The organism is Streptomyces vulcanius, from assembly GCF_042653945.1.
Classification (GTDB): domain Bacteria; phylum Actinomycetota; class Actinomycetes; order Streptomycetales; family Streptomycetaceae; genus Streptomyces; species Streptomyces mangrovi.
Genome location: NZ_JBHSFK010000004.1, coordinates 245,438 through 263,101 on the forward strand (window position 1 = coordinate 245,438; position 17,664 = coordinate 263,101).

Consider the following 17,664-nt stretch of genomic DNA (forward strand, 5'->3'; position numbering starts at 1 on the left):
CCTCATGCGCGTCACCTGGCCGTCTTCGCCGGCTCCGCTGCCGACGGTGTTTGCAGGTCGAGGCTGCTGCGCAGGCTGACCGGCTTCAGCAGGACGGCGGCGACGACAGCCAGCACGGCCGCGGCGGCCGACAGGAGGAAGATGTGCGCCGTCGCGTCGCCGTAGGCGACACGGACGTCCTCACCCTGCGCGACCTGGTCATGGACCTGGCGGGCCAGGACGGCTCCGAGAACCGAGACGCCGATCGTGCCGCCGAGGGAGCGGAAGAAGGACACCGTGGAGCTGGCCGCGCCGATGTCCTTCAGCGGCACGGTGTTCTGCACGGCGAGCACGAAGTTCTGCAGTGTCATGCCGACGCCCATCCCGACGCACAGCATCGCCGCGCTCAGGAAGACCATGGACGTCCTGTCGTCGATCGTGCCGAGGCCCGTGAATCCGACCGTGAGGAAGCCGGAGCCCACGATGACGAAGGGTTTGATCTTCCCGGTCCGGGTGATCAACCGTCCGGCGACCGTGGAGGCGATCAGGATGCCGGCCATCATCGGGATCGTCATCAGGCCCGCCTCGGTCGGGCTGTGACCCCGGCTCAGCTGGAAGTACTGGCTGAGGAACACCGCGGCGCCGAACATGGCCGTACCGACGGAGAGGCTGCCGAGAATCGCCAGGGCGGTGGTGCGCTGCCGCACGATGTCGAGCGGTACCACGGGTTCGGAGGCCCGCGACTCCACCCACACGGCCACGGCGATCAGGGACAGTCCGCCGGCCACCATGACGGCGCTCTGCCAGGAGGCCCAGGCGAAGGAACCGTCGACGAAGGACACCCAGATGAGCAGCACACTGACACCCGCGGCGATCAGGGCGGCCCCCGGATAGTCGATCCGCACGTTCTCGCGGCGGACGACGGGAAGGTTCAGCGTGCGCTGGAGCAGGAAGAGCGCGACGGCCGCGACCGGAACGCCGACGAAGAAGCACCACCGCCAGCCCAGCCACGAGGTGTCCACGATGACACCGCCGAGCAGCGGCCCGCCGATGGTCGAGGTCGCCGTGACACTGCTCAGGTAGCCGCTGTACCGGCCGCGTTCCCGCGGCGGGATCATGGCCGCGAGGGTGATCTGCACGAGGGCCTGCACACCTCCCACGCCGACGCCCTGGAGGGCCCGCGATGCGATGAGCTGGCCGGCGCTCTGACTGACTCCGGACGCCACGGCACCCAGCACGAAGACCGCGATGGAAGCCTGGACGAGGGTCTTCTTGCTGAAGAGGTCGGCGAGTTTGCCCCAGACCGGGGTCGTCGCCGTGGTGGTGAGAAGGGTGGCGGTGACGACCCACGTGTACTGGGTCTGCGACCCGTGCACGGCCCCGATGATCTTCGGCAGCGCGCTCGACACGACCGTACTGCTCAGGGTCGAGACGAAGAGCGCGAGAAGCAGCCCGCTCAGTGCCTTGAGCACCTGTCGGCGGGACGTGGGGGGCGCGCCCTCGGGACGGGACTCGTTCATCGCGGTGCTCATCAGACGCGCTCCAGCCACCAGATCGCTATACACCGCGTATAGCGATTTCGCTTCACCATACACGGCGTATAGTGAAGCCATGCTCCGCTCGGCGGGAGAGACTGGGCGGATGGAGTCCACACCCCGCAGGAACCTGCGCGAGGAGCAGAAGAGCCTCACGCATCGGCGCCTGCTCGACGCGGCCGTCACCGTGTTCGCCGAGAAGCCCTTCCTCGACGCGCGGATGGAGGACATCGCGCAGGCCGCCGGGGTGACACGGGCCACGGTCTACGCACACTTCCCCGGCAAGGCCGAGATCGTCGACGCACTCGTGGAGCGCGTGTACGACCTGATGGAAGAGGCGTACGCCGACCTGACCGCGCTGCCGCGATGGACTCGGGCCGGCATCCGGACGTGGCTCGACGGCGCCGAGGCCCGCTGGCGGGAGGTGGCGCCCATCCGCCGCGTCGCCAACGCGGCGTCCCCGGCCGCGCTCCGCAGTCTCGGCGACGGCCGCGTGCAGTACATCAAGGCACACGAGCGCTATGTGGGCATGCTCGTCGGGCAACCCGGGCGATGGCAGGGCGTCCCCCCTGCGGAGGCTCGCCAACGAGCCCTGATGGCCGTTCTGCAGACCGAGTCGTTCTTCTCCGCGTGGATCGCGGTCGGCTGGCCGCTGGACACCGCCGACCCCCTCCATCTGCTGGCCGACTCCCTCTGCCACCTCCTCGCCCCGGCGCTGGAGAACGACAGCGCACTCGACTGACGCCGGCCGGCGACACACCGCGCGCTGTGCTTCTGGTCACACCAACATCACCTTCTGTCACTTACTAGGACGTCCTACTATCCACTCAGTCAGGGTTTTCGTGACGGCCGGTACCGCCGCGACATCCGACCCAACCGAGAGGAACCCGCATGGCTCCCGTCACCCGCCTCGGCGTCGTCGGCTGCGGCCTCATGGGCTCCGGCATCGCCGAAGTCGCCGCCCGCAACGGCATCGACGTCCGCGTCGCCGAAGCCACACTCGACGCCGTCGAGGCAGGCCGCCGGCGCATCACCGCCTCCCTCGACCGGGGCGTCCGGCGCGGCAAACTCGGCGAGGAGGAGCGCGAACAGACCCTCGCTCGGCTGTCCTTCACCGACGAGCTCGCCGACCTGGCCGACCGTCAGTTCGTCGTCGAGGCCGTCGCCGAGAACCGCGACATCAAGACGGACGTGCTGCGCGCCCTGGACAAGGCGGTCGAGGACCCCGCGGCGATCCTCGCCACCAACACCTCCTCGATCCCGATCGTCGACCTCGCCGTCGCCACCGAGCGGCCCGGACAGGTCATCGGCATGCACTTCTTCAACCCCGTGCCCGTGCAGCGGCTGGTCGAAGTCATCCCCGCCCTCACCACCAGCCAGGAGACCGTGCGGCTCACCCGGGAATTCGCGGGACAGCTGGGCAAGGAGGCCGTCCAGGCGGCCGACCGCTCGGGCTTCGTCGTCAACGCCCTCCTCGTCCCCTACCTGCTCAGCGCGGTCCGCATGGTGGAGTCGGGCGCCGCGCGGCCCGACGACATCGACCGAGGTATGGAACTCGGCTGCGCCCACCCCATGGGCCCGCTGCGCCTGCTCGACCTCATCGGCCTCGACACCGCCCAGGCCGTCGCCGAGTCGATGTACGAGGAGTTCAAGGAGCCGCTGTACGCGCCCCCCGCACTGCTGCGCCGCATGGTCGCCGCGGGCCACCTCGGACGCAAGAACGGCCGGGGCTTCTACACCTACGACTCCTGAGCGACCGCCCCGCCCACCGTCGGACGGGGCCGCACGGCGACACCGGCGGCCCTGAGCGGTTGGCGGCCGGACCCCGCAGGGCGCTCACTCCTCGATGTGGTCCACCAACCCCCAGGCCAGAGCACGTTCGGCGTCGATGGCCCGGCCGTCGAGGACCAGGAACAGGGTGCGTCGGCGGCCGATCCTGCGCGGCAGGCTGACCGTGCCTCCGGCACCGGGAATCAGGCCCATGGACAGCTCGGGCAGGCGGATACGGGTGTCCGGGGCGGCCACTACGCGAGAGGCGAAGGCCGGCAGTTCGATGCCGGCGCCGACGCAGTGGCCGTGCAGCCGCGCGGTGAGCCGCCCGCCGACGGCGTGCAGGCGGGTCGCCGCACCCGCCCGGGTGCGGATCAGATGCGCGCCGGCGAGGTCGGTCGCGGCCCCGAACTCGTCCAGGTCTCCGCCGGAGCTGAAAGAGGGCCCGTTGCCGTCAAGCACCACCTCGCGCACGCTGTCGTCCCAGAGCGCGATCTCGACGGCGGCGGCCAGGGCGTCGCGCAGCCGCGCGCCGTGGGCGTTGCGCCGCTCGGGACGGTCGAGCGTGATCCGCAGGACGGCTCCCTCCCGGCGCACCAGAACGGGGTCACCGCTCGCGGGCGGCGGCGCGGGACGCGGACCGCGGGCCGCGAGCCAATGGGCGAAGCCGGACCCACCGAGCAGTGTCGAGTACGCCAGCGACTCCGCGTCCAGTGCCTGCGACACCGGCAACTTCTCCTGAATCCGCAGGAGTTGGCGCAGCACCAGGGCCGCCTGCGGCTGCTCCTCCGCCTGCCCGCGCAGGAATTCGGCCTCGGCCGCCGGATCCACGACCGCGACCGTGGCCGCAGACCCGGCGGAGTCCGTGGCGCAGAGGCGGTCGCGGGGTGCGTGTACGAGCGTCAGATCCAGGGCGTCCAGGAGGGCGCTGTCGAAAACCGTGCGGGTGGTACGCCCGACCAGCAGCCGGTCCCCCGCACGGGCCAGGCGGACGGCACGCTCCAGGTCGGCGGCCGTGGGTGCCGGTGGCCGGTCCAGATCGACGACGAGCAGCGGCCGGTGCGCTCTGGCGTCGCCGTCCAGGAGGTCGGCGTCGGCCGCCCCGGCGGCGAGTTCGGCGACGGAGATCGGTGTGGTCGGGGACACCACTCTGGTCTACCATCCCGGCATGTCCGACCAGGTACCCGGCAGCCGCTCAGGGGACACCCGGCACCGGGTCTCCGGCGGCGCGGCGCCGCCCTCGGCGGACGGGCCGTCCGGCGGCGCGCCCTCTCCTCTCCCCTGGTCGGACACCGCCCCTTCCCGGATCGCCGAGGACTGGGCCCGCAGCGGCCTCCCCCTCCTGACCGGCCACCCCGACGGACCGCCGCTGCTTCCCCCCGGCGCGGCGGCCACCTTCGCCTCCTGGCTGGCCGACGCCGTCGCCCGCGCCGGCGGGGCGAGGCTCGACGGGGCCCGGCTGCTCGCCGAGCGGGCCGCCCTCAGCGGACGGGGACGGCGCGGACGGCTCTCGGTCGGCGGCAGCTGCCGACTGCTGCCCACGCGGGACGGCTGGGCCGCCGTGTCCGACGCCCGACCGGACGATCCCCTGCTGTGGAGCGCGCTGATCGGCCGGGACCTCGACGCCGGAGCGCTCCCCGCCCGGCTGACCGACTGGCTCGCCGCGCACGACGGCGCGGACCTGGACGAGCGGGTGGAGCTCCTCGGTCTCGCGGGCGGGGCGGTCCGGCCTCTGCCCGAGCGCACCTGCCCGCTGCCGGGACCGCCGCGGGACGTGGCGGGCCTGCTGGTGGTGGACTTCAGCGCGCTGTGGGCGGGTCCGCTCTGTGCGCACCTGCTGGGGTCGGCGGGGGCCAGGGTGGTCAAGGTGGAAATCCCGTCCCGCCCGGACGGAGCGCGGTTCGGCGACCCCGCCTTCTACGACCTGCTGCACGCGGGCCACCGCTCGGTCGTCCTCGACCCCACGGACGCACGGGGCCGCGCCGCCCTGCATGAGCTGGTCGGCCGCGCGGACGTGGTGATCGAGGCCTCCCGGCCCCGCGCTCTGGCGGGATTCGGGATCGACGCGGGGGCGGCGGCGGCCCGCGGCTGCACCTGGATCTCCATCACGGCGCACGGGCGTGCCTCGGGCCGGATCGGCTTCGGCGACGACGTGGCCGCCTCCCGCGGACTCCTCGCGCCGGACGCGGACGGGCGGCCGGTGTTCGCCGGTGACGCGATCGCCGACCCGCTCACCGGTCTGCTCGCCGCCGCGCTCGCCCTCTCCGAACAGCCGGGGGGTGGCGGTGCGCTCTGGGACGTGTCCATGGCAGACGTAGTGTCCACCTGCCTCTCCGTCTCCGCCGACGGCGCCCGTCTCGTCAGACGGGGCACGCGGGGCGAGGACTGGCTGGTGGACACCGGCCACACCGCGTTCCCCCTGGCCGCCCCTCGCCCGCGCCGTGCCGTCGCCGCCGCCTCGGCGAGTGGCGCGGACACCGCGACCGTGCTGCGCGGCCTGGGGATCCGGGTGCCGTGAGCGGACCACTGATCCGGGACGCGGACATCGACGGAGCCGTCCGCCATGTCCGGGCCTGACCAGGGTGCGCCGAACGGGCCGTCGGTCAGTCCCCGCGTGTGACCGGCGCCCGCCACAGGGCGACGACGGCGTCGATCAGGCCGTTCGCCGCCTCACGCCAACTTGCCCTGGCCGTCTGCTTGTTGTCCGCGAGGGCACGCTCGCGCTCGGCGGTCATCTGCGTGATGAGGTGACGGGTCATGGCCGCGCGTTCAGCGTGCACCTCGGGGGGCAGGTCCGGCAGACAGCGGTTCAGGCCGTCCTGCAGCTTCTCCATCGAGGGGGAGGCGGCCGCGAAGGCCTCGGTCATGTCCGCACGCAGGGCCGGGTCGCTGGTGACCTGGGCGATGAACCGGGCGTACCAGCTCGGCGTGCCCAGGGCCTCCAGGTGCTCGGTGACGGGACGGACCGCGCAGGCCATCCAGTCCCGCAGGTCGGCGGAGTCGCCGATCTCGGCCATCATGCGCAGCCGGCCGACCTCGATCCGCTCGGCGTGCCGCCGGGCGACGGCGCGCACCAGGTCCATCTTGGTGCCGAAGTGGTAGCTGACGGCGGCGTTGTTGCCCTGCCCGGCGGCCAGGCTGATCTGGCGGTTGGCGACGGCATGCACCCCGTACTCGGCGAACAGCCGCTCGGCCGCGTCGAGGAGCGCCTCACGCGTCGCGCTGACCTGTTCGTCCCGCCTGGTCCTGCCGGTCATCATCACCACCCCGGGACATCCCCGCCCTGAGCGGCGAGGTGAAACGACGAAAGCCTACGCAACTCTCCTTCACCACCCCTCCACCCGGCATTCCTGTCGGGTTCAGCCATGCCGACGTGAAGAAGGCCACCCCGCGCTCTCCCTCGGTATCGGCGCCGCCATCGGCCTGCCCATCGCCGCGTTCGTCGCCGACAACTTCGACTGGCACACCCTGTTCTGGACCTCAGGCGTCCTCGCCGGCCTCGCCCTCGTGCTCGTTGTACTGCCGGTGTCCGAGTCGAAGGTGCGCACCGGTGGACGCTTCGACCTCGTCGGCGGCACCGGCCCGGCCGCTTGCCGAGTGTTCGATGCGTACCTTACAGTCCCAGTGTTCGCTTTCCGTTGAACACTTCGTCGAAGGGTGGGTACCGCTGATGCGCGCAGTCGAGTTCCAGGAGTGCGGTGCCCCCGAGGTGTTGACGGTCGTACAGGCCGAGGCCCCCGAGCCGGGGCCGGGCCAGGTCACCATCGACGCCGCCTACGCGGGCGTCAACTTCGCCGACCTCAAGGCGCGTGCGGACGGGTACCGGGTGGAATCGCTGCCCTACCGGCCTGGACTGGAGGTCTCCGGCCGGATCCGGGCCGTCGGCGCGGGCGTCCAGGGGCTGCGTCCGGGGCAGGAGGTCGCCGCACTCGTCGTCGGCGGCGGCTACGCGGAGGTCGTCGTCGCCGGGGCCGCCACCGTCTTCCCGCTCCCCGAGGGGCTGGACCTGCGCACCGCCGCCACGCTCCCCACCGTGCTGCCGACCGCGCACGCGCTCCTGTTCGAAGTCGGACGCCTCCAGGCCGGAGAGACCGTGCTGGTGCACGGCGCGGCCGGAGGCATCGGCACGGTGGCCGGGCAACTGGCCCGGGCGGCGGGCGCCGGCGCGGTGTACGGCGTGGCCTCCTCGACGGCCAAGGGCGCGTACGCGCTCAAGCACGGCTACGACGAGGTGTTCACCACCGACACGTTCCCCGAGGACGTCCGCCGGGCCACCGCCGGCCGAGGGGTCGACCTGGTCCTCGACCCGGTCGGCGGCGACACCCTGCGCCACGGCCTCGACGCGCTCGCCGTCTTCGGGCGCCTGGTGTCGTTCGGCAACGCGAGCGGTGCGGAGCCGTGGCGCGTCGGGCAGCCCGAGCTGTACGCGCAGGGCCGTTCCGTCGGGGGCTTCTCCGTCCTGGCGCTCGCCCAGTCGGCGCCCGAGGCGCTGCGTGCGCTGGCCGAGCGCGCCTTCGGCAAGGTCACCGACGGCACTGTGAGCCTTCCGGTCACCGCGGAGTTCCCCCTCTCGGAAGCGGCCGAGGCCCACCACCTGATGGGCGGACGGACATCGACGGGCAAGCTGCTGCTGCGGGTGACCGACTGAGCACAGCCGCCGCGTGCAGACCGTCCCCCACGGCCGGCCGAGGCCCCCTGGACTACATCGTCAAGCCGTTCCGGGCACGTGAGCTGATCGCGCGCATGCGGGCCGTGCTGCGCCGACGTGTCTCCGTTCTGTGGCCGACGCGGATGCCGCACGACATGTACGGCCGGGTGGCGGTCGAGCGCCGGACGCCGGCACACGGGCGGGCCGGGGCAACGGGGCGAGGGCGGCCGGCTCGTCCTCGTCCACCCCGACGAGCGCGATCCACGCGCGGCCGTCGTGTACGACGCCCATCCGGATCCTGCTGCGCCCGCCGGCCCGGCTCACACTCAGCGAGGGCAGCAGCCCGCGCAGCGGACCGAGTGGCCCGGCCTCCTGACCGGCCCGGCCACGACGCCGCGGCCGTCGGCGGCCCAGGTGGCGCAGCCGCGTGAGCACCCAGTCGTACAGCCACCGCCGTCGCACCCGTGCCACCGTCGCGACCAGCAGCAGTCCGGCGCCCGCCAGCGCGGGGACCCCGACCGGGTCCGGGGCCGTCAGACCGGCCGCGAGCAGCAGGGCCGCGGCCTCCCACACGATGAGGTGCCCGAGCCGTACCCCCAGCAGCGGGCGTCCCGGCCGGTGTTCCCTCCTCGCACCCGACGACGCGTCCGCCGTCCGTTCCACCAGCGACGTCATCCGATTCCCCGTCGTCTCCGAGCGGTCGATCGCGCCGACGGTGCGGCGCCGTCGCGAGCAACACGTACGAAGCGCTCGGCCGGATCAAACGGAAGTCAGGGCCGGCGGCCGAGGAGACGGTCCAGCAGCCGCTTGACCTCACCCAGCGAATGGACCTCCTCCAGGCAGATCCAGCACACCGTCAGATGTGCCTCGAAGTCGGCGGTTTCGTTCGGGTCGAGAATTCCGAGCACATAGGCGCCGGACTCGGGACGCGGTTCGTCCGGCGGCATCGCCATCGGCATCTCCAACTGGCAGAAGGGACTCACTCATCGCATGAACGGAGGTGGTGGACGACGGGTTCAGCGCTCCGAACCGAACGGCGACGGCACACGTGGCATGGCCGAGGCCGCCGACGACGGCCGGCAACGGTGCGACGCGTCGCAGACGTCTTGAAGGGGACAACGACATGACTCCCAACCGGCCCAGGCCACGAGTGCCGCGCGCCGAGACGGCGGCGGCCGTGCTGGCGGGTCCCCTGCTGGCTGCCGGGGGCGCCGCGGAAGCGTCGGCCGCCCCGTTTCCGGACGGTGTCCGGGCGGGGACGCCGACGGACACGCGGAACGCCGTCAAGTACTACGTCGTCGGCACGGAGCCGGACGGCAAACCGGAGTTCCTGTACTCCATCGCGGAGAAGGTCCTCGGCGACGGCAGCAGATTCGACGAGATCTTGCGCGCCCCGGCCCCGGGGCGACAGCCCCGGACGGCGCGGAAGGCCGGGCCGCCCCTCCAGCCGTAGCACCCGTAACGGCTTCGGCGTCGGCCGCACCCCTGTCGGCGGCCGTGGCCCCCGTGGCCGATTCGGCGACGGTCGTGGTGCCGCGCAGGAACGGAGTGCGTGGATCGGCGGCGCGCCCGCCCGCCGTCGCCGCCCCTCGCGCCGAGGAAACCCGGGCGTTCCGCGTCGTGTTCGGTGACGACGTCGTCGACATCAGCCTCACCGGAGACGGTGGCCCGCAGGGAGATGCCGCGTTCGCCTGGATGCCGGTTCCGTACGACATCCCCGAGGGCGACGGCGTGTTCCTCTGCATCGGCGCCTCGGACCCGGAGGGCTGCCTGTTCCTCGATCTGGCCCGGGCGCCGGGCACGGTGGCGGTGGGCGGCGACCCGGCGGCGGCGAGGCGGCTGCTGGAGTCACTGGTCCTGCATCCAACTGGTCGCTCTGTCTCGACCTGGCCGACGTGCGCGCCGAGCAGGGCGACTTCGCAGCCGCGGTCCGCCTGACCGATCAGGCATTGAAGCTGGAGCCGGCCGAACTCACCCTTCGTGCGGCCGGGGCCGCCTACCGGGCACGGCTCACCGGCTCACCCGCCGCGCTGGGCGAACTCCTCGAACTGGCTCCGTCCCTGCCGAACGGCTCGTACCGGGGCCTGCTGATCGATCACGCGTGCGCCGGTCCCGCGCTGCCCGCCGAACTCGTGGCCGCAGCCCGCCGCATCCAGAACAGCCGCGTCCAGAACAGCTGAGGCTCCGCCGCTCGGTCGGCAGACCCGGTCAACAGATCCGCCGGGCCCCGTATGCGGAAGGGCCCTCCGGGGGTACGGCCGGAGGGCCCTGGTTCATGTGCGTTACTTGGCGAGGGTGCCGTCGGGCCTGACCGCGAACCAGGTGCCGCCGACGCCCTGGCCGTTGGTGTCGCCGGGCGTCTGGTCACCGGTGAACCAGTACAGCAGCCAGCAGTCGATGGCGAGTTGCTGTGTTCCGTCGGGACGCTCGAAGGTGGACAGCAGCTTGAGGTCGATCCCCTCGACGGACTTGACGTCGGCCGGCTTGGCGGGCTTCCACTTGTCCAGGCAGGCGCCGACGCAGTTCGACTTCATCGGCCACGCGACGTCCTTGGTGAAGCGGTACAGGGTTCGGCCCTTGCCGTCGCGGAGGATCTTCCCCAGGTCGGCGTTCTCGACGGTGGACAGGGACGGGAGTTCGGTCTCCTGTCCGGAGCCGGTACCGGTGCCGGCGCCGCTTCCGTAGGCGTCGTCACCACCCGTGCCGACGCCGATGCCCGCGTCGGCCTCGGCCTTGGTGCCGTCGGGGGCGGCGGCGAACCAAGTGCCGCCCACGCCCTGCCCGTTGGCCTGGCGGGGCTCGGTGTCCTTGACGTACCGGTACATCGGCCAGCCCGCGACGGTGAGCTGCTTGGTGCCGTCGGCGCGGGTGACCGAGCCGAGCAGCGCCGGGTCCATGCCGTCGGCGGCCGAGCCGCCGTCGGCCGGGACCGGCGGCCAGGTCTTGGCGCAGTCCCCGTCGCATACGGACTTGGGTGGCCGGGCCGTGTCCTTGTCGAAGCGGTAGAAGGTGAAGCCCGCGCTGTCGGTGAGGACCCGGCCCAGTTTGTCGTTGTCCCAGATGCTGAGCCTGCCCGGCGACGACGCCTGCACCTGCGCCAGGCCGTTCGCGGAGCCGCCCCCGCCGGAGCGTTCGCGCTCCCGCTCGGGGAGGTGCTGACCGCGGCTGCCGCGGGCTTCGCCTCGTCCTGGGCGCCGCCTCCGCAGGCGGACGTCGCCATGATCGCCGCCGCCGTGACCGCGACCGAAATGCCCTGCCACTTGCGCATGACCGTCTCCTCTGTGCCATGGGTGTGAGTGAGGTGCGGAACATCCGCTCGTCGGCGGGCATCCGCTCCAGCGGCCGGCGCCAACGGCGCGTCCCGTGCGGCTGGTTGGTGTTCGCTCTTCCGCTGCTGCCGTCGACACGGCTCCCGCGGGCAGGTGGTTCAGTCGACGTTCTTGCGGATCAGCTTGCCGTCCGCCCCCAGGACGAACCACTCGTCGTCCAGGCCCTGGCCGTTGACATCACCGGGAGAGGAGTCGCCGACGTAGTAGTACAGCGGCCAGTCCCCATAGCGGGCCTGTACCGCGCCCCCGCTGTTCCTGGCCGTGTTCAGCAGCGCCCTGTCCGCGCCGGGCCCCGCGGCGACCTTCGAGGCGCCGGTCAGCGCGGGCCAGACGGCGATGCAGTCGGCGTCGCAGTTGCTGGTGCCCGCCTTGTCCTTGGTGAAGGCGTACAGCGTGCGGCCGTTCTGGTCGACGAGGATGTCGCCGACGTCGGATCCGACCACCTTGACGGACGGTTCGGAACCCTTCGCGGCCGGGCCGGCGGAATCGTCCGCCGCGGTGTCCCCCGTGGTGCCACTGCAGGCGGACAGGGTCAGCAGGGTCAGGGAAATCGCTGCCAGAGTGATCCGTGCGCGCATGGTGTCGACCGTCCTTCTCGTCGTCGGTGGGTGCTCGCGAAAGCGCGTCGCGGATCCCCACACGTGCGCACCGAAAAATGGGTTCAATCGGATTTCCCGCCGAACCGCCTCGCCGCCTCAGCCGTGTGCCGGGTGTCCGAAGCAGTACCCGGCACTCGTAAGGACCAAGAAATGCGCAAGAACAACGCCGCCGTCTCGGCCGTATCGGCACTCGTCCTCGCTGCGGGCGTGCTGGCCGGCGCCGCCGCCGTCCCGGCCGCGGCCGACACCGGTCACACCGGTCACACCGGCGGCATGGGTGACATGAGCGGTATGGGACACAGCGGCTCCGCCCCGGCCTCCGGCTCGGCCTCGGAAAGGCTGCCGGCGGTGTCCGCGAAGTCTCCGGCCGTCTCCCTCGTGGCCCGGCTCGACGGCGCGCAGGAGGTGCCGACCCCGGGCGGTCCGGCGGTCGGCGACAAGGACGGCCGTGCCGTTGCCCTCGTCAAGGTCAAGGGCGACCGTGTCACCTTCGCCCTGAGCTGGCAGGGCATCGGAGCGCCCACGCTCGGCCACGTCCACGAGGGCAAGGCAGGTGCCAACGGCGCCGTCAAGACAGGGCTGTTCACCACCGCCATGCCCGCCGGAGTGCACTCGGCGGCGGGCCAGACCGTCACCGACGCCGCGCTGGCCGAGCGTCTGCGCACCGATCCCGGCGGCTTCTACGTCAACCTGCACAGTGCGGAGTTCCCCGGCGGAGCCGTGCGCGGCCAGCTGAAGCGGCTGCGCGGGTCGGTCAACCCGCTCGCCATCATCAAGGGCGGCGGCCTGCGGGCCCTCGCCGACGGCAGCCAGGAGGTCCCCGCCGAGGACCCGAAGAAGGTGGGCGACCCGGACGGTCACGCCGTGACCTTCCTCCACCCCGGACACCGCTCCGTGGAGTACTCCCTGGCCTGGGTGAACATCGCGGAGCCGGTCGCGGGACACATCCACCAGGGCGTGCAGGGCAAGAACGGGGCCGTGAAGGTGCCGCTGTTCACCACGCCCGTCCCGCAGAACATCTTCGCCGTCTCGGGCTCGGTCGCCGTCGCGGACGCCGCGGTGCTGAGGCAGATCAAGAAGCACCCGACCGGGTTCTACTCCAACCTGCACACGTCCGAGTTCCCCGACGGCGCGGTGCGCGGCCAGCTCTTCCACTGACCGCCGCAGCCGGGCTGCCGCCTGTCAGTCGCTCTCGGTGCGCCCCTCGGCGAACTCCCACCACGCGAGGGGGATCCAGTCGCCGCCCACGAAGGCGTCGACGGACGCCCCACGGCCGCTGATGGCCACGGGCGTCCCCGGCGGGTATGTGGTGCCCGACAGCCCGGACACCGGGACGAGCAAAGTCCCGAAGCGTTTGGTCACGTATTCGAAAATAGCCGCCTTGCCTCATGCTCCCTATAGGGGGGAGCATGAGTTAGGTCACGTGAGGCGAACGGCCGCGGCCCTTTCTACGGGCCGTTCGCAGCAGGCTACGTTCCGTTGACCGCCGTTTGCCTCCGGCAAAAGAGCACGCATCGCTCATCGGAGGTGTCACATGAGGGCTGTCGTCTACAAAGGACCGTTCGAAGTAGCTGTGGAAGAGGTGGAGACACCCCGGATCCAACACCCGAACGAAGTGATCGTACGGGTGACGTCCACCGCGATCTGCGGCTCTGACCTGCACATGTACGAGGGGCGCACCGCCGCCGAACCGGGCATCGTCTTCGGTCACGAGAACATGGGGATCATCGAGGAGCTCGGCGAGGGGGTCGCCTCCCTCAAGAAGGGCGACCGTGTGGTCATGCCCTTCAATGTCGCCTGCGGATTCTGCAAGAACTGCGTGGCCGACTACACCGGATTCTGTCTCACCGTGAATCCGGGCTTCGCCGGCGGCGCATACGGCTATGTCGCGATGGGGCCGTGGACCGGCGGTCAGGCCGAATACGTGCGCGTACCGTACGCCGACTTCAACTGTCTGAAGTTGCCGGAGGGAACCGAGAACGAGCGCGATTTCGTACTGCTCGCCGATATCTTCCCGACCGGTTACCACGGCAACGAACTCGCCCAGGTGTCCCCGGGCGAGAGCGTCGTGGTGTACGGCGGCGGGCCCGTCGGTCTCATGGCCGCCTACTCGGCGATGCTGCGTGGCGCGTCGAAGGTGTTCGTCGTCGACCGGGTCCTCGAGCGGCTGCAGAAGGCCGAGGAGATCGGCGCGATCCCGATCAACTTCGCCGAGGGCAACCCGGTGCAGCAGATCAAGGAGCAGACGAACGGCGAGGGCACGGACAAGGGCATCGACGCGGTCGGATACCAGGCCATGGCCGGGGACGAGGACCGCGAGGAGCCGGCGGCCGTCCTGAACTCGATCATCGAGACCGTCCGGCCGACCGGAGCGCTCGGCATACCCGGGCTCTACGTACCGGCGGACCCGGGCGGACCGGACGAGCACTCCAAGCGCGGCCGTCTCATCGTCGCGATCGGCAAGCTCTTCGAGAAGGGGCTGCGTCTGGGCACCGGGCAGTGCAACGTGAAGCGCTACAACCGGCAGCTGCGCGACCTCATCGTCGCGGGCCGCGCGCGGCCGAGCTTCGTCGTCTCCCATGAGCTGTCCCTGGAGGACGCACCCGGGGCGTACGACAAGTTCGACAAGCGCGTCGAGGGCTACACCAAGGTGGTTCTGCACCCAGGGAGGTAACCCGTAACCTCCCCGGACCGCCTCACGCGGAGCGCCCGCCGGTCAGGGCCAGAACCTGGCCGGCGGGCGCCGTGGTGTGCCTAGTTGTTGCGGAGGAACGTCTGGGCCAGCTGATCGCCGAGGTCCACCGCCGCGCTGTGGCTCTCGATGGGTGACACCTTGGAGTTCTTGAAGAGGATGTAGGTGACGCCGGAGTCGGTGCCGCCGTTCTCCGGGTCGGGATCGATGCCGAGCGCCTTGGCCGTCGCGTACGAGGCCTCGCCGATGATCTTCGTGGGGCCGGTGTCGCCGACGACCGCGTACTCCACCTTGTTCTGGTAGATCACGGCGACGACCCCGGCGCCCTTGATGCCCGCGGAGCCGTAGTTCCAGATGGAACTGGAGCTGGGCACGACGACGTAGGGCAGCGTGTCGGCGCGCAGCGGCTTGCCGTCCGACTGGTGGAAGGCCGTGTCGTCCTGGTACCAGGGGTCGGTGTCCTCGTTGCACTGGGAGGTGCGCTGGCCGTCGCAGTCGATGTCCATGTCGGCCTTCCAGAAGACGGCGCCGTTCTTGCCGCACACCGGAATGGAGGCCGAGGTCTCGTCGTCGGTCCTGTACTTGCCGCTCGATATCTGCGAGCAGGACGTCACCTTGGCGAGGAGGTCGGCCGCGCTGACCGAGCCCTCCCGGACCGAGGCGGTGGCGTTCGCCGGGAGGACGGCGGCGGCGAGGAGGGCGGCACCGGCGGCCGCCGTGAGGGTCAGTGTTCGAGAGGGCACTGTGGGGGGACCCTTCTGTTAGGAAAGTTTCCTTACGAGGCTGCCGTACAAGGTGGACCCACCCCGCCGACGCCGTCAAGCCCCTTGCCCGAGCAGAAATTGGCGAGAAATAGATCCGACCTTATCGGTCCGGACCATTGACCATGGTCGGTCAGACCGGGACTCTGTTCCACGCCCCGCAATCGGGTGACTGAACCTGGTACACGCATGTGAACAGCGGCACCACTCTGGCCCCTTTCGGCACTTCAGAGTACCCCCGCACCCTCCGCTCTGCAGGAAAGCGAGCACGCCTATGAGCAGCATCCAGAAAACATCGGAGGACCAAGTCCTGACGGCGGGAACGTCATGAAACGCCTCCGTGCGACGCTGGCCGCCGGAGCACTCGCCACCGCGGGTCTGCTCACGGTCTCGGCCGCGGCCCCGCAGCAGCACACTCCGGCCACCCGTCCGGCCGCCGCCACCGACTGGTCCGTGGCCATGGTCGACTCGACCACGGCCCGTTTCACACCGAGCACCATCGGCAGCTGGTCCTACCCCGTCGGCCTGTATCTCTACGGCCAGTACCTCACCTACCGGCGCACCCACGAGCCCCGGTACCTCACCTACATCCAGAGCTATGTCGACCGCTTCGTGCGCGCCGACGGAACCATGGACCAGAACTTCAACAGCCTCGACAGCATGCAGGCCGGCCGGCTGCTGGTGATCCTGCACCGTGAGACCGGCGAGGACCGCTACCGCATCGCGGCCAAGAAGATCCGTGACCGGCTGAACAGCTTCCCGCGCACCTCCGACGGCGGTTTCTGGCACGCCGACACCAGCAGTCGCGCCCACCAGCTCTGGTCCGACGGCGTGTACATGGTGAACCCGTTCCTCGTCGAGTACGGCAAGGAGTTCGGCGACTCGGCCTACGCCAACGACGAGGCGGCCAGACAGCTTGCCGTCTACGGGCGCCACCTCCAGGTGTCGAACGGGCTGCTGCGGCACGCCTACGACGAGTCGAAGACCGTGAGCTGGGCCGATCCGGCGACGGGGCTCGCCCCCGAGCACTGGTGCCGGGCGGTCGGCTGGTACTCGATGGCGCTCGTCAACGTGCTCGACGCGCTCCCCACGGGGCACGCGCGCCGCCCCCAACTCGTCGGCATCCTCCGGGATCTGGCCGCCGGTCTCGAGCGGTACCAGGATCCGGCGACCGGGCGCTGGTTCCAGGTCATCGACAAGGGCGGCCAGAGCGACAACTGGACCGAGACCTCCTGCTCCAGCATGTTCACCTACGCCCTCTCGCGCGGCGCCCAGCAGAAGTACATCGACGCGCGCTACCAGTCCGTCGCGCGGCGCGGCTACCGGGGCGTCCTCGCCAAAATCTCGCTCGACTCCGACGGCCGCACCAACCTCACCGACATCTCCATCGGCACCAACGTCGGCGACTACGCCTTCTACATCGCACGGCCCCGGGAGACCAACGACTTCCACGGCCTCGGCGCTTTCCTGATCATGAACGAGCAGCTCAGGAGCAGGTGACACGCACCACGCAACCCCCCACACAGAACGAGGTGAGTCAGTCATGAACACATCCCGCACATCCCGCAGGGCCCTGCTCGGCGCGGCACTCGGCGGCGCCGCGGCGGCCACGGTCGGCGGCCTGCCCGGCATCGCGCACGCCGCCTCCTGGCAGCAGAAGTGGGCACCGTCGGCGAGCAGCGACGGCCTCGGCGCCTTCGAGACCATCGAGGACGACCGCGCCGACTCCCATACGTCGGCCTCGCCGCACATCTTCGCCACCGGCAACAACTGGCGCTTCAACATGCACACGGTCGACCGCGACACCTCGACCGACCGCCAGCGCCATGAGGTCACCGGTCTGCGCAACGGCAGCGGCAGCGACTACCTCAAGTGGACCTCGGGCCAGACCTGGCGGATCACGTACTCGATGTACATCCCGAGCTCTCTGAAGGCGACCACCACCTTCACCCACATCATGCAGATGAAGCAGCCGGGCGCCGGTTCCTCGCCCATCGTCGTGCAGTCACTGCGCCGGGTGAACGGGGCGCAGACCATCGAGCTGAAGCTGTTCGAGAGCGACACCCTCGTCGGCCGCACCAGCCTCGACCCGCTGCACGACAAATGGACCGACGTCGACTTCCAGATCAAGGTCGGCAACGGCACGGCCGGCTCGGTGCGCTGGATCCTCAAGAGCGGCTCGACCACGGTCATCGACGCGTCGAAGACCGGCGTCGACACCTTCCTCGCCGACCGGGTACGCCCGAAGTGGGGCATCTACCGCTCCCTGGGCGACACTTCGGGGTCCCTGCAGGACTGCTATCTCCTGCTCACCAATCTGCGCGGCTACCAACTCGTCTGATCGGACGGTC

20 protein-coding genes and 1 pseudogene are annotated in these 17,664 nt (G+C 71.0%); 12 read left to right on the top strand and 9 right to left on the bottom strand.

Features of this window, described 5'->3' with window-relative positions; all coding sequences use genetic code 11:
• Nucleotides 1-11: 11 nt before the first annotated feature.
• On the bottom strand, nt 12-1,511 hold the full coding sequence (locus ACFPIH_RS08045) for an MFS transporter (RefSeq protein WP_381169653.1): 1,500 nt from the start codon (nt 1,509-1,511) through the stop codon (nt 12-14).
• 109 nt (nt 1,512-1,620) lie between these two features.
• Here ACFPIH_RS08045 and ACFPIH_RS08050 point away from each other — a divergent pair, with 109 nt between their 5' ends.
• Nucleotides 1,621-2,256: a TetR/AcrR family transcriptional regulator gene (locus ACFPIH_RS08050; protein WP_381169655.1), complete on the top strand. Its 636-nt coding sequence runs from the start codon at nt 1,621-1,623 to the stop codon at nt 2,254-2,256.
• A 149-nt stretch (nt 2,257-2,405) separates the two neighbouring features.
• Nucleotides 2,406-3,266 (top strand): 3-hydroxybutyryl-CoA dehydrogenase, encoded by an 861-nt coding sequence (locus ACFPIH_RS08055; protein WP_381169657.1) that lies wholly within the window; start codon nt 2,406-2,408, stop codon nt 3,264-3,266.
• Between the two features lie 84 nt (nt 3,267-3,350).
• Here ACFPIH_RS08055 and ACFPIH_RS08060 read toward each other — a convergent pair whose 3' ends face one another.
• Nucleotides 3,351-4,430, bottom strand: coding sequence for an enoyl-CoA hydratase/isomerase family protein (locus ACFPIH_RS08060; protein ID WP_381169659.1), 1,080 nt, complete (start codon nt 4,428-4,430; stop codon nt 3,351-3,353).
• Nucleotides 4,431-4,452: 22 nt separating this feature from the next.
• Here ACFPIH_RS08060 and ACFPIH_RS08065 point away from each other — a divergent pair, with 22 nt between their 5' ends.
• Nucleotides 4,453-5,802, top strand: coding sequence for a CoA transferase (locus ACFPIH_RS08065; protein WP_381169661.1), 1,350 nt, complete (start codon nt 4,453-4,455; stop codon nt 5,800-5,802).
• Nucleotides 5,803-5,887: 85 nt separating this feature from the next.
• Here the strand turns inward: ACFPIH_RS08065 and ACFPIH_RS08070 are convergent, their stop codons facing one another.
• Nucleotides 5,888-6,541 carry a TetR family transcriptional regulator gene (locus ACFPIH_RS08070; RefSeq protein ID WP_381169663.1) on the bottom strand — a complete coding sequence of 218 codons (654 nt, stop codon included), beginning with the start codon at nt 6,539-6,541 and terminating at the stop codon, nt 5,888-5,890.
• A 139-nt stretch (nt 6,542-6,680) separates the two neighbouring features.
• Between ACFPIH_RS08070 and ACFPIH_RS08075 the strand changes: the two are divergent.
• Nucleotides 6,681-6,875 (top strand): annotated as a pseudogene (locus ACFPIH_RS08075) (MFS transporter); the annotation flags it as partial.
• A gap of 79 nt (nt 6,876-6,954) precedes the next feature.
• On the top strand, nt 6,955-7,932 hold the full coding sequence (locus ACFPIH_RS08080) for a quinone oxidoreductase family protein (RefSeq protein ID WP_381169665.1): 978 nt from the start codon (nt 6,955-6,957) through the stop codon (nt 7,930-7,932).
• Between the two features lie 60 nt (nt 7,933-7,992).
• On the opposite strand, the gene ACFPIH_RS08085 is transcribed toward ACFPIH_RS08080, so the two are convergent.
• Both ACFPIH_RS08085 and ACFPIH_RS08090 read right to left on the bottom strand, forming a co-directional pair.
• Nucleotides 7,993-8,607, bottom strand: coding sequence for a hypothetical protein (locus tag ACFPIH_RS08085; protein WP_381169667.1), 615 nt, complete (start codon nt 8,605-8,607; stop codon nt 7,993-7,995).
• A 95-nt stretch (nt 8,608-8,702) separates the two neighbouring features.
• On the bottom strand, nt 8,703-8,885 hold the full coding sequence (locus ACFPIH_RS08090; RefSeq protein ID WP_381169669.1) for an anti-sigma factor: 183 nt from the start codon (nt 8,883-8,885) through the stop codon (nt 8,703-8,705).
• Between the two features lie 170 nt (nt 8,886-9,055).
• Here ACFPIH_RS08090 and ACFPIH_RS08095 point away from each other — a divergent pair, with 170 nt between their 5' ends.
• From ACFPIH_RS08095 to ACFPIH_RS08105, 3 genes are read left to right on the top strand one after another with little or no spacing between them, the layout of a single operon-like run.
• Nucleotides 9,056-9,385 (top strand): hypothetical protein, encoded by a 330-nt coding sequence (locus ACFPIH_RS08095; RefSeq protein WP_381169671.1) that lies wholly within the window; start codon nt 9,056-9,058, stop codon nt 9,383-9,385.
• Nucleotides 9,386-9,438: 53 nt separating this feature from the next.
• Nucleotides 9,439-9,870: a hypothetical protein gene (locus tag ACFPIH_RS08100; RefSeq protein WP_381169673.1), complete on the top strand. Its 432-nt coding sequence runs from the start codon at nt 9,439-9,441 to the stop codon at nt 9,868-9,870.
• Entirely contained in the window at nt 9,828-10,112 is a 285-nt protein-coding gene (locus ACFPIH_RS08105; RefSeq protein WP_381169675.1) for a hypothetical protein, read from the top strand. Before ACFPIH_RS08100 ends, ACFPIH_RS08105 begins: the two co-directional genes overlap by 43 nt.
• 102 nt (nt 10,113-10,214) lie before the next feature.
• Here the strand turns inward: ACFPIH_RS08105 and ACFPIH_RS08110 are convergent, their stop codons facing one another.
• Both ACFPIH_RS08110 and ACFPIH_RS08115 read right to left on the bottom strand, forming a co-directional pair.
• Nucleotides 10,215-11,192: an SCO0930 family lipoprotein gene (locus ACFPIH_RS08110; RefSeq protein WP_381169677.1), complete on the bottom strand. Its 978-nt coding sequence runs from the start codon at nt 11,190-11,192 to the stop codon at nt 10,215-10,217.
• Nucleotides 11,193-11,359: 167 nt separating this feature from the next.
• Nucleotides 11,360-11,839, bottom strand: a complete 480-nt coding sequence (locus ACFPIH_RS08115) for a COG4315 family predicted lipoprotein (protein WP_381169679.1) — start codon at nt 11,837-11,839, stop codon at nt 11,360-11,362.
• A 171-nt stretch (nt 11,840-12,010) separates the two neighbouring features.
• On the opposite strand from ACFPIH_RS08115, the gene ACFPIH_RS08120 reads away from it, so the two are divergent.
• Nucleotides 12,011-13,018 carry a CHRD domain-containing protein gene (locus ACFPIH_RS08120; protein WP_381169681.1) on the top strand — a complete coding sequence of 336 codons (1,008 nt, stop codon included), beginning with the start codon at nt 12,011-12,013 and terminating at the stop codon, nt 13,016-13,018.
• Between the two features lie 24 nt (nt 13,019-13,042).
• Here ACFPIH_RS08120 and ACFPIH_RS08125 read toward each other — a convergent pair whose 3' ends face one another.
• Entirely contained in the window at nt 13,043-13,222 is a 180-nt protein-coding gene (locus ACFPIH_RS08125; protein WP_381169683.1) for a hypothetical protein, read from the bottom strand.
• A gap of 172 nt (nt 13,223-13,394) precedes the next feature.
• On the opposite strand from ACFPIH_RS08125, the gene ACFPIH_RS08130 reads away from it, so the two are divergent.
• Nucleotides 13,395-14,534 (top strand): glutathione-independent formaldehyde dehydrogenase, encoded by a 1,140-nt coding sequence (locus tag ACFPIH_RS08130; protein WP_381169685.1) that lies wholly within the window; start codon nt 13,395-13,397, stop codon nt 14,532-14,534.
• An 80-nt stretch (nt 14,535-14,614) separates the two neighbouring features.
• Here the strand turns inward: ACFPIH_RS08130 and ACFPIH_RS08135 are convergent, their stop codons facing one another.
• Nucleotides 14,615-15,295 carry a glycoside hydrolase family 75 protein gene (locus ACFPIH_RS08135; protein ID WP_381169687.1) on the bottom strand — a complete coding sequence of 227 codons (681 nt, stop codon included), beginning with the start codon at nt 15,293-15,295 and terminating at the stop codon, nt 14,615-14,617.
• Nucleotides 15,296-15,640: 345 nt separating this feature from the next.
• On the opposite strand from ACFPIH_RS08135, the gene ACFPIH_RS08140 reads away from it, so the two are divergent.
• Nucleotides 15,641-16,813 carry a glycoside hydrolase family 88/105 protein gene (locus ACFPIH_RS08140; RefSeq protein ID WP_381169689.1) on the top strand — a complete coding sequence of 391 codons (1,173 nt, stop codon included), beginning with the start codon at nt 15,641-15,643 and terminating at the stop codon, nt 16,811-16,813.
• Between the two features lie 43 nt (nt 16,814-16,856).
• Nucleotides 16,857-17,654 carry a polysaccharide lyase family protein gene (locus tag ACFPIH_RS08145; RefSeq protein WP_381169691.1) on the top strand — a complete coding sequence of 266 codons (798 nt, stop codon included), beginning with the start codon at nt 16,857-16,859 and terminating at the stop codon, nt 17,652-17,654.
• Nucleotides 17,655-17,664 lie beyond the last annotated feature (10 nt).

Coding starts and splice junctions, on each gene's coding strand:
- ACFPIH_RS08045 (WP_381169653.1), bottom strand. CDS start 1,511: ATGAGCACCGCGATGAACGAGTCCCGTCCCGAGGGCGCGCCCCCCACG.
- ACFPIH_RS08050 (WP_381169655.1), top strand. CDS start 1,621: ATGGAGTCCACACCCCGCAGGAACCTGCGCGAGGAGCAGAAGAGCCTC.
- ACFPIH_RS08055 (WP_381169657.1), top strand. CDS start 2,406: ATGGCTCCCGTCACCCGCCTCGGCGTCGTCGGCTGCGGCCTCATGGGC.
- ACFPIH_RS08065 (WP_381169661.1), top strand. CDS start 4,453: ATGTCCGACCAGGTACCCGGCAGCCGCTCAGGGGACACCCGGCACCGG.
- ACFPIH_RS08070 (WP_381169663.1), bottom strand. CDS start 6,541: ATGACCGGCAGGACCAGGCGGGACGAACAGGTCAGCGCGACGCGTGAG.
- ACFPIH_RS08080 (WP_381169665.1), top strand. CDS start 6,955: ATGCGCGCAGTCGAGTTCCAGGAGTGCGGTGCCCCCGAGGTGTTGACG.
- ACFPIH_RS08085 (WP_381169667.1), bottom strand. CDS start 8,607: ATGACGTCGCTGGTGGAACGGACGGCGGACGCGTCGTCGGGTGCGAGG.
- ACFPIH_RS08090 (WP_381169669.1), bottom strand. CDS start 8,885: ATGGCGATGCCGCCGGACGAACCGCGTCCCGAGTCCGGCGCCTATGTG.
- ACFPIH_RS08095 (WP_381169671.1), top strand. CDS start 9,056: ATGACTCCCAACCGGCCCAGGCCACGAGTGCCGCGCGCCGAGACGGCG.
- ACFPIH_RS08115 (WP_381169679.1), bottom strand. CDS start 11,839: ATGCGCGCACGGATCACTCTGGCAGCGATTTCCCTGACCCTGCTGACC.
- ACFPIH_RS08120 (WP_381169681.1), top strand. CDS start 12,011: ATGCGCAAGAACAACGCCGCCGTCTCGGCCGTATCGGCACTCGTCCTC.
- ACFPIH_RS08130 (WP_381169685.1), top strand. CDS start 13,395: ATGAGGGCTGTCGTCTACAAAGGACCGTTCGAAGTAGCTGTGGAAGAG.
- ACFPIH_RS08140 (WP_381169689.1), top strand. CDS start 15,641: ATGAAACGCCTCCGTGCGACGCTGGCCGCCGGAGCACTCGCCACCGCG.
- ACFPIH_RS08145 (WP_381169691.1), top strand. CDS start 16,857: ATGAACACATCCCGCACATCCCGCAGGGCCCTGCTCGGCGCGGCACTC.